The sequence below is a fragment of the Promicromonospora aerolata genome (assembly GCF_042682255.1).
Lineage (GTDB): Bacteria > Actinomycetota > Actinomycetes > Actinomycetales > Cellulomonadaceae > Promicromonospora > Promicromonospora aerolata.
In genome coordinates, this window is record NZ_JBHUHF010000001.1 from 1,592,209 (window position 1) to 1,604,652 (window position 12,444).

Consider the following 12,444-nt stretch of genomic DNA (forward strand, 5'->3'; position numbering starts at 1 on the left):
GGCCGGCCCCGGAACCCGAGCCGGCTGTCTGCTGCCTGACACGGTACCCGTCACCGCCCACAGAACCCGGGAGAAATCGGCCGGGTCCCACGACGAGCGACTGCAGACCTTGTTGCGGACAGCCACCCTGTATCCGCTACCAACTCTGCACTCACCGCATCGGGGCTCGACGCGCCGGCTCAGGCCGGCAGGTCCGGCACCGTTCCCGCGTCCACGGTCTCCCCCGCGTCGACGGCGGCCCACACCGCGGCGCACGCGGCACGCACCAGATCGATCCCCGAACCGTCAAGCCGCAGCCTGCCGTCGGAGACCTGAGCCGCCGCTCCACCGCACACGTACCAGTCATCGGCGCGGACGGGCGCCGCGTGCGGCTCCAGGAGCGCACGCAGGTCGGCCCCCAGGAAGGACGGCCGTTCGCCCGGCTCCGCGAGCACGGCGTCGCGCGCCGTCGAGACACCCGTCAGCACGTGCAGCCCCGGGTATCCCCCGGCACGCGCCCCGGCGAGATCCGTGTCGAGCCGGTCCCCGATCACCAGCGGCCGCCTCGCCTCCGCCCGCTCGACCGCGAGCCGGTACATGGTCGGCGACGGCTTGCCGGCACTGTCGGGCGGCACACCCGTCGCCGACACCACGGCGCCCACCAGGGCACCGTTCCCCGGCGCGAACCCGCGCGCCGTCGGGAGCGACAGGTCCAGGTTGCTCGCCACGTGCCACGCACCGCCGCCCACCGCGTAGGCCGCCTCGGCGAGCTGTGTCCAGCTCACCTCCGGCGCATAGCCCTGCGCGACGGCGTCCGGCTTGTCGTCCGCCGACTCCACCACGGCGAAACCCGCCGACCGCACCGCCGTCACCAGACCCTTGCCACCGACGACCAGCACCTTCGCACCCGGATCCAGACGAGTACCCAGCAACGCGGCACACGCCTGCGCGGCCGTCATCACCTCGTCCGGCTCCGTCGGGATCTCCAGACCAGTGAGCTGCCCCGCGACGTCCTCCGGCTCGCGCGACGCGTTGTTCGTCACGAAGAGCAGGCGCATCCCACCCGACCGTGCCGCGGCCAGGCTCGCCGACGCATGCTCGATCGGCAGGTGCCCCTTGTACGCCACACCATCCAGGTCGACGAGCGCGAGGTCGTACGCCGTCGCGAGCGGGGCGTCGCTCGCCAGCAGTCCGGCGCTCGCCGTCACTTCTTCTCCTGCCCGACGTCGGCCTGGTCGCCCTGGGCGACCGGCTCACCCTCCGTGTCGCTCGTCTCGGGCGAGCCCGCGTCGCCGGTTTCGGGCAGGTCGGCCGGGGAGTCGGCAGGTGCGCCGGCTGCCTCCGCCGGTTCCTCGGTGGGCTCGTCGGGCTCGTCGGACTCGTCGGACTCGCCGGCGGAATCGGCTGAGTCCGGGGAGTCGGCCGAGTCCGCAGAATCCGCTGAGTCGGCCGAGTCCGCGGAATCCGGCGAATCTGCGGAATCCGGGGAGTCCGGCGAGCCGGCAGGGTCCGCCGTCGCGTTCTCGTCGGCTGCGTCGGCCCCATCGGCCGCGTCGGCCTCCTCGGCCGCCTCCTGCTCGTCCCCGACGGGCCGCTCGTCCGGCTCGTCCTCGCCCGGGTCGGCAGGCTCCTGGGGCGCGTCTCCCTCGTCGTCGGCCATCTCCGCGGCGTACGCCTCGGGGTGGTCGGCGACGTACTCCTCCTCGGCGAGCGCCGCGTCCTCCTCGACGTCGAACACCGTGATGTCCTCGCCGGGCGCACCCGCGCCGATGGCCCGCTCGAGCGCCGCGCTGTCGACCGCCGCCAGCAGCGCCTCCGCCTCGTCCGGCCGGCCGGCGGCCTCGAGTGCCACGGCGCGCGCCTGCACGACCCGCAGCGCGAGGTCACCCGTGGCGTCGTCCGCCGCGACCTTGTCGAGCGCAGCCAGGGCGGCATCGTGCTCACCCAGGTCAGAGCGGGCGCCGCTCGCCACGATCGCGAGCTCGACGCGGCCGGTCGCGTCGAGCGACGCGGCCTCCTCCGACGCGGCGAGCGCCAGGGCACGCTCCGGCCGGCCGAGGCCGCGCTCGGCGTCCGCCATGATCGGCAGGTGCTCGGACGAGCCGTTCAGCCGGCGGACGGTGCGCAGCTCGCGGAGCGCCTCCGCGAACCGGTTGGTGTGGTAGGCCGCCAGGCCTGCGGCCTCGCGCACGATGTCGATCCGGCCCGCGCCGCGTACCGCGGCCTGGGTGTGCTCGTAGGCACGCTCCGGGTCGACGTCGAGCAGCCGGCCCGCCATCACCAGGTGCAGCCCGACGTACTCGGCATGGTCCTTGCTGAGCCCTCGGAGGCGCGAGCGCACGTCGCGATCCAGCTGGCTGAACGCGGCGTCCTCGGCGATCTCCGGCTCGGGAGGCCGCGGTGCGCGTTCCGCACGGTCCTCGCGGCCGCCCTGGCTCGGGCGGGCGTCGCGGTCGTTGAACGAACGGCGCGGACGGTCACCGCCACGGTCGTCGCGGCGCACCGGACGGTCACCCGTGCTCCCGCGGGACGGGCGGGTGCCCCGGTCGTCCCGCCCACGGGCGTCCCGGCTGCCCCGGTCGTCGCGGTCGCCGAACGAGCGACGCGGACGGTCGTCGTCGCGGCGTGCCGGACGGTCGCCGTCGTTGCGGCGGGGGCGTTCCCCGCCGCGATCGTCCTGACGCGGCCGGTCGTCCCGGCGCGGACGGTCGGCACCCCGGTCCTCGAACGAACGACGGGGACGGTCGTCACGGTCACCGAAGGACCGGCGCGGACGCTCGTCCTCCCGACGTGCCGGACGCTCGGCACCCCGGTCGTCCCGCCGCGGACGGTCCGTACCCCGGTCCTCGAACGAACGACGGGGACGGTCGTCCTCCCGACGTGCCGGACGGCTACCGCCACGGTCCTCGGGGCCACGCCGCGGGCGATCGTCGCGGTCGAAGCTCCGGCGCGGGCCGTCGTCACGCCGCGCGGGGCGGTCGTCGTCCCGGCGCAGCGGACGGTCGTGCTCGCGACGTACCGGACGCTCGCCGTCGCGGCGCACCGGACGGTCACCGCCACGGTCGTCCCGGTTCTCGTACGGCCTGCGCGGGCGGTCGCCGTCGTTCCCGCGGTACGGGCGGTCGGTGCGGGCGCGGTCGTCGCGGCCACCCCGGTAGCCCGAGGAGCCGCCCCGGTCGTCCCGGTCCCCGAAGGAACGGCGGGGACGGTCGTCGTCGTTGCGGCGGGGCGCGCGGTCGCCGGAGCCCCGGTCGTCCTGGCGCGGCCGGTCGGAGCCCCGATCGTCGCGGCGCGGGCGGTCGGCGCCGCGGTTCTCGTACGGTCGGCGCGGGCGGTCGGCGCCGCGGTTCTCGTACGGTCGGCGCGGGCGGTCGGCGCCGCGGTCGTCACGCCGAGGGCTGTCACCGCCACGGGCGCCGTCATACCGGCGGCCCCGGTCACCACCGCGGTCTTCGCGACGCGGCCCCTGGCCGTCGTTGCGACTGCCGCCCTTGCGCTCGCCGCGGCGGTCGCCCTCGCGGTCGTTCCCCTGGTCACGGGGCGTTTCGTTCACGGTGTTCCCTTCGATGACAGATGCCCGCACATTCTCCCATGCGGGCAGCCGTCTCCTGGGGTCGAACGGCTGTGACGTGCCTTGCCACGTGTCGGGCCCTCAGGTCACCCGGGTGACCTGAGGGCCTGACAGCGTGGGGGCAAGCGAGCGAGCTCGCACCGGTCACACCCGCATCATCCGCATCACACCCGCAGCGGCACGACCTCCGGGTTGAGGGCGTCGGACTTGCGCATCATGCGGGTGGCCGTCAGCGCCAACGCCGCCACCACGATCAGCAGCACCACCGTCCCGGCGTTGAGGCCGAACCCGAAGATCCACAGGTATCCGATACCGCCCGCGGTGAGGCAGTAGTAGGTCATCGGCAGGACGGTCTTGCGGATCAGGTCCCCCTCGCGCCCGAGCAGGCCCACCGTCGCGGCGGCGGCGACCACGTTGTGCACGGCCACCATGTTGCCCGCCGCGCCGCCCACGGCCTGCAGGGCGGCCACCGTCTCCGGCGAGGACGCGCCGATACCGAGCCCGGTGTTGAACTGGAACAGCGAGAACATCATGTTGGACACGGTGTTCGAGCCGGCCACGAACGCGCCGAGCGCTCCGATGAACGGGGACACGACCGGCCAGCCCTGACCGGCCAGGTCGGCGGCGGCCTGTGCCACGGTGACCGGCATCGAGTCGATGCCGGCGCCGTTGAAGTCAGGACCGGAGTTGATGAAGATCCGCACCAGCGGCACCGCGCACAGGAGTGCGAACGCCGCCCCGCCGAGCTGGCCGCCCGCCACCCTCCACGATGCCTTGATCTGCTCGCCCCGCATGCCGTGCAGCACGTAGGTGACGAGGCAGGCGAGCAGGAAGATCGCGCCCGGCGAGTACAGGAGGTCCATGTTCTGGTTGATGCCGGTACCGAAGATGTTCGACACCTCGAGCACCGCCGGCCCGGTCAGGAACTCCTTGATCGCCGGGACGTTCCGGGTGACGAGCAGCAGACCCGCGACGATGAGATACGGCGACCAGGCCCGGACCATCGACATCTTGCGGGTGAGCGTGGCCGCCTCCTTGGTGGGGTCGACGGTGCCCATCCAGCGGTCGCTCCAGCGCTCGCGCGGCGGGAAGTCCCACACGTCCTTGGGCATGAGGAAGCCCCTCGAGGACGTGAACATCACCAGGACCAGCCCGATGAACCCGCCGAGCATCGCGGGGAACTCCGGCCCGAGCACGTAGGCGACCGTCACGTAGGGCACGATCATCGCGAGCGCCGCGTAGATCGCGAACGGGGCCACGGCGAGGCCGGAGCGGAACGACCGCTTCTCCCCGTAGAACCCGCACATGAGGGTGACCAGGATGAGCGGCACCAGGATGCCGACGATCGCGTGGATGGTCGCCACCTGGGTAGCGGTGTGGGCGACGAAGCCCAGGTGGTCCAGCCCGAGCACGTCGGCGCGTGCCTGCACCTCCGGTGCCAGTGCGCCGGAGGTGTCGGCCAGTCCGGTCCCGAGCCCGGTCAGCATCGGCGTGCCGACGGCGCCGAAGCTCACCGGGGTGGACTGGATGATGAGGCCCGCCATGACGGCCGCCGCCGCGGGGAAGCCGAGCGCCAGCAGCAGCGGCGCGACGACGGCGGCGGGCGTACCGAATCCGGCGGCGCCCTCGATGAACGATCCGAACAGCCAGGCGACGATGATCACCTGCACCCGCCGGTCCGGGCTGATGGTCGTGAAGCCGGCCCGGATGGTCTGGAGGGCGCCGCTCTTGGTGAGGGTCTCCAGCATGAGCAGCGCGCCGAAGATGATCCAGAGCAGGCCGATCGCGATCAGCAGACCCTGCACGATGGACGCGCTGACGGCGACCACCGACATCTTCCACGCGAAGAGCGCGACGACCACGACCACCGCGAGGCCGACGGGCATCGCCGTCCGGGCGGGCCAGCGGAACCCGAGCAACAGGGTTCCCACGACAAGGATGGGGAGGAGGGCGAGCAGGGCAAGGACGCCGAGGTTGTCCATGGTGACTCCAGGTCCGGCCACGTTGCCGGGTAGGGTGCCTAATTTCGCATGTCGGAACTATCACTCCACTGTCCGACAAACGTAGCAGTTACCCCAGGTCCACCGGGAGTACCCGGATCAGGTCAAAAGCTCCGCCGGCCCGACACCCCGCAGCGACGCGTCCAGCACCAGCACCATGTGCGCGGTCGGCATCGTGCGCCCTTGCCGACGCAGGGCGTCGGTGACCTGCAGCAGGCAACCCGGGTTGGACGTGACCAGCAGCTCCGCGCCGGTCGCCGCCACGTTCGCCGCCTTCCGGTCCCCCAGCTCCCGCGCGGGCTCCGGGTTGGTCAGGTTGTAGATTCCGGCGGACCCGCAGCACATGTCGCCCTCGGCGATCTCCTTGACCACCAGGCCCGGGATCGTCGCGAGCACCGCACGCGGCTGTGCCCGCACGCCCTGCGCGTGCCGCAGGTGACAGGCATCGTGGTATGCGATGGTCATCGGCAGCGGATGCCGCGGTGCGACGGGCTCCAGCTCCGCCAGCACCTCCGAGATGTCCCGGGTCCGTGCGGCGAACGCGGCGGCCCGCTCCGCGTACCGCGGGTCGTCCGCCAGCAGGTCCGCGTAGTCCTTCATGGTCGATCCGCACCCGGCCGAGTTGGCGACGATCCGTTCGACGCCCGCCCCGGAGAACGCGTCGATGAGCGCCCGTGCGTAGTCGAGGCCCTCGTTCTCGCGCCCGGCGTGCACGGACAGCGCGCCGCAGCAGCCCTGGTCCGGCGGCACGACGACCTCGCACCCCTCCGCGGCCAGCACCCGCGCCGTCGCGGCGTTGACCCCGGGGTAGAACTCCCGCTGCACGCAGCCGAGCAGCAGCCCGACGGTCATCCGTCGCGCACCGACGGCGGGAACGAGCGCCGGCACCGGGACGCGAGGACCCACGGGCGGCGCGATGGCCTCCATCGTCGCCAGCGTCGGCGACAGCCGGGCCAGCACCGGGCGCACCACCCGCGACAGACCCGTGCGCTGGTACAGCGCGAGGAACGGCCGGACGAGCCGCAGCCGTTCGGGCCGGGGGAACAGCGCGAAGATCGCCGAACGCAGCAGCCGCTGCCCGCGCGTCCGGTGCTCGGCGCCGCGACGTTCGACCTGCTGCCGCGTCGCCTCGACCAGCTTGTCGTACTGCACGCCGGACGGGCACGCCGTCACGCACGCCATGCAGCCGAGGCACGCGTCGACGTGCTGCACCAGCGACGGCGACATCGGCTCGCCCTCCAGCCCTTGCTTCATGAGGTGGATCCGCCCGCGCGGCGAGTCCATCTCCTCACCCCAGAGCGAGTAGGTGGGACAGGCCGGCAGACAGAACCCGCAGTGCACGCAGTCGTCCACCAGCTCGCGGGCCGGCGGGTGATGCTCGTCGAAGGCCCCGTCCCGACCGAAGGAGCCCAGCAGGTCCGGTTTCGCCTCGGTCATCAGATGCCTCCCACGAATCGGCCGGGCGCGAGGTTGCGCCCGGGATCGAGCTGTCCCTTGATCGCGCGCATCAGGTCGAGCCCGCCCACGGGCCCCCACGCATCGAGCGCCGCACGCACGGCGCCCGGCGCCCGCAGCACGGTCACGGTGCCCTCCCGCGGGCTGGGCGCGGCTGCCCGCAGGTGCCCGACGGCGGACGCGGTCGCCTCGGGCGTTCCCGTCACCACCGTGTGCAGCACCCCGGCGGCGGTCCCGCGCAGCGCCACGCCGACGCCGTACCGCTGTTCCGCTTCGCGCGCCGCCACCAGCAGGCCAGCCACTCCGGTGACGGTCGCGGTCGCCTTGGCGAGGGTTCCGTTGCCGCCCCCGCCGGCCGAACCGGCCGCCGCTCGCGAGCCGGGCAGCGCCGCCCACCATCCGGGCGCTTCGCTCTGCACCCGTCCGCGCAGCAGCGCCGCCGCGGCCGCTGCGCGCTGCCCGACGCCGCCCCCCGTCCCCTCCAGCAGCACCGCCACCTCGGCGACGTCGCTCCCCGCGGGCCGGTCGATCTCGACCGCGGCGGGCGCGAGCTGCGAGGCGACGACGTCACGTGCCCGCGCCGCGACGTCGGCCAGCGGGCCGGTGGCGACGACGAACGCCCGGTCGGGTCGGAGCGGGTGCAACCGGAACGCTGCCCGGACCACGACACCGAGGGTGCCGTACGCACCGGTCAGCAGCTTGGCCAGGTCGTACCCGGCGACGTTCTTGACGACCTTGCCGCCGGACGAGGCGGTGGTGCCGTCCGCGAGCACCACCGTGGCTCCCAGCACCAGGTCGCGGATCCCGCCGCGCTGCAGACGACGCGGCCCGGACGCCCCTGTCGACAGCGCCCCGCCCACCGTGGAACCGCCGGCGAGCCGTTCCGGCGACAGGTCCACCACCAGCTCCTGCGCGGCGGCCCGGACGGTCGCCGCCAGGGTCGCCACCGGCAATCCCGCTTCGGCCACCACCACGAGGTCGCCCGCCCCGTGCTCCACGAGCCGGTCGAGACCCGTGGTGTCCAGGATCAGGTCGACCCGCTCGGGCGGCGCGCCCCAGTCCAGGGCGGTCGCGGCCCCGCGCGCCACGGTGACCAGTCCCTGAGCGGTCGCCTCGCGCAGCACCGCCGACACCCCGACCGCCGACGCCGGCCGCGCGACCGCCGTCGCCGGCACCCCGTCGACAGCGTCTTCCGGCCCCGCGTCCGTGACCTGGCCGCCGTCCTGCTTCAGCGCGTCCTCGAGCCGCTGCAGGTCGGCCATCAGAAGACCTCCGCCACGCCGGACTCCGCCAGCGGATGAGCCCCCTGGTGCCGTCCCGGCTGCTCCCCGCACAGCCGGGGTGTCGGGAACACCTTGCCCGGGTTGGCGATCCCGTCCGGGTCGAAGGCGCACCGCACCGCCTGCATGGTCTCCAGGTCGTCGGCGGTGAACATGCGCGGCATGTGCTTGGCCTTGTCCGCGCCCACCCCGTGCTCACCCGTGATGGACCCGCCGTGCTCGAGGCACAGGTCGAGGATCCCGCCGGCCACCTCCTCCGCGCGGTCGACGGCGCCCTCGATCGCGCCGTCGAACAGCACGAGCGGGTGCAGGTTGCCGTCCCCGGCGTGGAACACGTTCGCCACCCGCACGCCGGCGCTCTCGCCGAGCGCGGCGATCTGCCGCAGCACCAGGGGCAGCGCGGTCCGCGGGATCACGCCGTCCTGGACGATGTAGTCGGGGCTGATCCGGCCCACCGCGGCGAATGCCGACTTGCGGCCCTTCCAGATCAGCGCGCGCTCGTCGTCGTCGGCCGCGACCCGCACCTCGAACGATCCCGCCTCCTCGCACAGCCGCACCACGTCGTCGAACTCCCCCGCGACGTCGGGCGACGGCCCGTCCAGCTCGACCACGAGCACCGCGCCCGCCCCCGCCGGGTAGTCGCAGTGCACCGCCGCCTCGGCGGCCTCGATCGCCAGCGCGTCCATCATCTCGATGGCGGCGGGGATCACCCCGGCGGCGATGATCGCGGAGGTGGCGGCCCCGGCGTCGTCCATGGTGCGGAAGGCGGCCAGCAGCGTCCGCACCTCCTGGGGCAGCCGCGTCAGGCGCACCGTGGCCGCCGTGACGATGCCGAGCGTGCCCTCGCTGCCCACCAGCGCACCGAGCAGGTCGTACCCGGGCGGGTCAGGTGCCTTGCCCCCGATCTCGACCTGTTCACCGGCGGGCGTGACCAGGTCCACGCCGGTGACGTGGTTGGTGGTGAAGCCGTACTTGAGACAGTGCGCGCCACCCGAGTTCTCGGCCACGTTCCCGCCGATCGAGCACACCGACTGGCTGGAGGGGTCGGGTGCGAAGTAGTACCCCTCCGGGCTGGTCGCCGCGGTGAGCTGCAGGTTGATCACCCCGGGGTCGACGACGGCGCGCTGGTTGCCGATGTCGGCGTCCCGGATGGTCCGCAGCTGCGACATCACGACGAGCACACCCTCGGAGTGCGGCAGCGCCCCGCCCGACAGACCCGTGCCCGACCCGCGGGCGACGAACGGCACCGCGTGCCGCGCACAGGTCCGCACGGTCGCCGCGACGTCGTCGGCGTCCTGCGCCAGCACCACGACTCCGGGAACCACCCGGTACGCGGCCAGCCCGTCGCACTCGTACGTACGACGCCGCTGCCGGTCGGTGATCACCCGCTCCGGGCCGAGCTCGCCGATCAGCTCGGCAATGACGACGTCCAGCGACGCCGGTGTACTAGCGGGCACGGGCAACCTCCTTGTTGCAAGCCACTACGTCTCCGTCGAGTGCTGGGTATTTGCGCTCCGGAGGTGCTCCGAAGCGCAGATATCCAGCACTCAACGGGCTCTGGGTCAGGGCATTCTGGCGTAGGCCGGGAGCGTCAGGAAGTCCGCGTAGTCGTCCGCCACCGCCACCTCGAGGAACGTCTGCTTCGCCTCCGTGTAGTCTTCCGGCTCGCCCGGCAGCTTGGCGATCTCCTCCTCGACGATCTGGTCGATGAGCTCACGCGTGACCCGGTGGCCGGTGTCGGCGAGCGTCACGTCGTTGTGCAGCCACTGCCACACCTGGGAGCGGGAGATCTCGGCGGTCGCCGCGTCCTCCATGAGGTTGAAGATCGCCACGGCGCCGAGGCCACCGAGCCACGCCTTGAGGTACTGGATGCCCACCGAGATGTTGTTCCGCAGGCCGGCCTCGGTGACGTCCCCGGGAGTGGCGGCGACGTCGAGCAGCTGGGCCGCGGTGACCTGGACCTCGTCTCGGGTGCGGTCGATCTGGTTCGGCTTGTCGCCCAGCACCGACGTGAACACCTCCTTGCACAGCTCCACCATGCCGGGGTGCGCCACCCACGACCCGTCGAACCCGTCGTTCGCCTCGCGCGTCTTGTCGTCACGGACCTTCGCGAACGCGGCCTCGTTCACCGCCTCGTCGCGGCTCGGGATGAACGCGGCCATACCGCCGATGGCGTGTGCGCCGCGGGTGTGGCAGGTCTTGACCAGCAGCTCCGTGTAGGCGCGCATGAACGGCACCGTCATGGTGACGGCGTTGCGGTCGGGCAGCATGAACTCCGTGCCCCGGGTCCGGAACGACTTGATCACGGAGAACATGAAGTCCCAGCGCCCGGCGTTCAGGCCCGAGCTGTGCTCCCGCAGCTCGTAGAGGATCTCCTCCATCTCGAACGCCGCGGGATAGGTCTCGATGAGCACGGTGGCCCGGATGGTGCCCTGCGGGATGCCGAGGAAGTCCTGGGCCAGCACGAACGCGTCGTTCCAGAGCCGTGCCTCCAGGTGGGACTCCATCTTCGGCAGGTAGAAGTAGGGCCCCTGGCCCTTCTCGATCTGCCGCAGACCGGCAGTCGCGACGTAGAGCGCGAAGTCCACCAGGCCGCCCGACACCGGGCGGCCGTCCACCAGGATGTGCTTCTCCGGCAGGTGCCAGCCCCGCGGGCGCACGATGATCGTGGCCAGCTCCTCGTCCGGCTTGAGCGCGTAGTGCTTCCCGTTCTCACCCGTGAAGTCGATGGTGCGGTTGATGGCGTCGAGCAGGTTGAGCTGCCCGCCCACGACGGCGCTCCACTGCGGGGTGTTCGCGTCCTCGTGGTCCGCGAGCCACGCCTTGGCACCGGAGTTCAGCGCGTTGATGGTCATCTTGCGGTCGGTGGGTCCCGTGATCTCGCACCGGCGGTCCTCGATACCGGGCGCCGGCGGCGCGACACGCCACGTCGGGTCCTCGCGGATGTGCCGGGTCTCGGGCAGAAAGTCCAGCGTGCCACCCGCGGCCAGGTCCTCGACCCGCCGTTGCCGGGCTTCGAGCAGCTCGAGCCGGCGGTCGTCGAGTGCCCGGTGCAGGGCGGCGATCAGCCCGAGCGCCTGGGGAGTGAGCACCTCCTGAGCGCGCGCAGCGATGTCACCAGTGATCGTGAGGCCGTCCGGAGTTTCCACGTGTCTTCCCTCGGTCGAGTGGCTTGGTCCGGATGCACGAATTCCACGATCCGGAAACCAAATACTTCCTGGTGAAAACAGTATGCGGCCGGGGACCCGGGGTCAACGGGACTTTCAGCCCTGAGACAGCTCCGCCGCCACATCGCGCGCCACCTCGTGCAGCACCGGCACGGCACGCTCCCCGAACTCGTACGACACGCGCGCCGCCGGACCGGAGACCGACAGGGCCGTCGGCACCGGCGCCCCGGGCACGACGACGGCGAAGCAGCGCACGCCGATCTCCTGTTCACCGTCGTCCACGGCATAGCCCCGCTCCCGGATCTCCGCCATCGCCGCCAGGAGCGCATCCACGTCGGTGATGGTCCGGTCCGTGGCGGGCGCAAGCCCTGCCCGTGCCGCGATGTCACGGACCGCTGCGTCGGGGAGCTCGCCCAGGAGCGCCTTGCCGACGCCCGTGCTGTGCAGATGGACCCGCCGACCCACCTCGGTGAACATCCGCATCGAGTGCGAGGACGCCGCCTGCGCGACGTAGACGGCCATCTCCCCGTCGAGCATGGCAAGGTTGGCGGTCTCCCCGAGCTCCCGCGCCACTCGCGCCAGATGCCGGCGCGCGCCGGCACCGAGCTGGCGCCCGGCCGACTCGCCGAGGCGGATCATCCGTGCGCCGAGCGCATAGCGGCGCGAGGGCAGCCGGCGGGCGTACCCGCGGGCGACCAGGGTGCGCATCAACCGGTGGATGGTCGGCAGTGGTAGTCCCGACTGCTCCGAGAGCTCGCTCAGGCCGGCATCACCGCCGACCTCTGCGAGGATCTCGAGCAGGTCGAGCGCTCGCTCGACCGACTGCACACCAGGTTCTGCCACGTCACCCTCCCCGTCGACCACACCGGCATCTACCGGCGGACGGAAACAGCATTCCACAACGCGGAAGCAGGGGTGGCCCGGGGGTTCTTCGGCGGGAAATGCAGAAGGGGGTGGAACCCCACCCGGCCCGAAATTCGGGCTAGGTATGG

General features: G+C 72.7%; 8 protein-coding genes. All 8 read right to left on the reverse strand.

What is annotated here, in order from left to right; all coding sequences use genetic code 11:
• Nucleotides 1-179: 179 nt before the first annotated feature.
• The 8 genes from ACFSL2_RS07310 to ACFSL2_RS07345 all read right to left on the reverse strand — a co-directional run bounded on the left by ACFSL2_RS07310 (nucleotide 180) and on the right by ACFSL2_RS07345 (nucleotide 12,295).
• On the reverse strand, nucleotides 180-1,187 hold the full coding sequence (locus ACFSL2_RS07310; protein ID WP_377197218.1) for an HAD-IIA family hydrolase: 1,008 nt from the start codon (nucleotides 1,185-1,187) through the stop codon (nucleotides 180-182).
• Nucleotides 1,184-3,532, reverse strand: coding sequence for a hypothetical protein (locus tag ACFSL2_RS07315; RefSeq protein WP_377197219.1), 2,349 nt, complete (start codon nucleotides 3,530-3,532; stop codon nucleotides 1,184-1,186). Before ACFSL2_RS07315 ends, ACFSL2_RS07310 begins: the two co-directional genes overlap by 4 nt.
• A gap of 182 nt (nucleotides 3,533-3,714) precedes the next feature.
• Nucleotides 3,715-5,532 (reverse strand): L-lactate permease, encoded by a 1,818-nt coding sequence (locus ACFSL2_RS07320; RefSeq protein WP_377197220.1) that lies wholly within the window; start codon nucleotides 5,530-5,532, stop codon nucleotides 3,715-3,717.
• A gap of 117 nt (nucleotides 5,533-5,649) precedes the next feature.
• A complete protein-coding gene (glcF, locus tag ACFSL2_RS07325; RefSeq protein WP_377197221.1) occupies nucleotides 5,650-6,987 on the reverse strand; it encodes a glycolate oxidase subunit GlcF in 1,338 nt (445 codons plus the stop codon).
• The gene (locus ACFSL2_RS07330) at nucleotides 6,987-8,267 is read right to left on the reverse strand and encodes an FAD-binding oxidoreductase (protein ID WP_377197222.1); all 1,281 of its coding nucleotides are present in this window, start codon (nucleotides 8,265-8,267) and stop codon (nucleotides 6,987-6,989) included. Before ACFSL2_RS07330 ends, glcF begins: the two co-directional genes overlap by 1 nt.
• A complete protein-coding gene (locus ACFSL2_RS07335) occupies nucleotides 8,267-9,742 on the reverse strand; it encodes an FAD-linked oxidase C-terminal domain-containing protein (RefSeq protein ID WP_377197223.1) in 1,476 nt (491 codons plus the stop codon). Before ACFSL2_RS07335 ends, ACFSL2_RS07330 begins: the two co-directional genes overlap by 1 nt.
• A 105-nt stretch (nucleotides 9,743-9,847) precedes the next feature.
• Complete coding sequence (gene aceB, locus ACFSL2_RS07340) at nucleotides 9,848-11,434, reverse strand: malate synthase A (RefSeq protein ID WP_377197224.1); 1,587 nt, start codon at nucleotides 11,432-11,434, stop codon at nucleotides 9,848-9,850.
• A 114-nt stretch (nucleotides 11,435-11,548) separates the two neighbouring features.
• Nucleotides 11,549-12,295 (reverse strand): IclR family transcriptional regulator, encoded by a 747-nt coding sequence (locus tag ACFSL2_RS07345; protein ID WP_377197225.1) that lies wholly within the window; start codon nucleotides 12,293-12,295, stop codon nucleotides 11,549-11,551.
• Nucleotides 12,296-12,444: the final 149 nt, after the last annotated feature.

Coding starts and splice junctions, on each gene's coding strand:
- ACFSL2_RS07320 (WP_377197220.1), bottom strand. CDS start 5,532: ATGGACAACCTCGGCGTCCTTGCCCTGCTCGCCCTCCTCCCCATCCTT.
- ACFSL2_RS07330 (WP_377197222.1), bottom strand. CDS start 8,267: ATGGCCGACCTGCAGCGGCTCGAGGACGCGCTGAAGCAGGACGGCGGC.
- glcF (WP_377197221.1), bottom strand. CDS start 6,987: ATGACCGAGGCGAAACCGGACCTGCTGGGCTCCTTCGGTCGGGACGGG.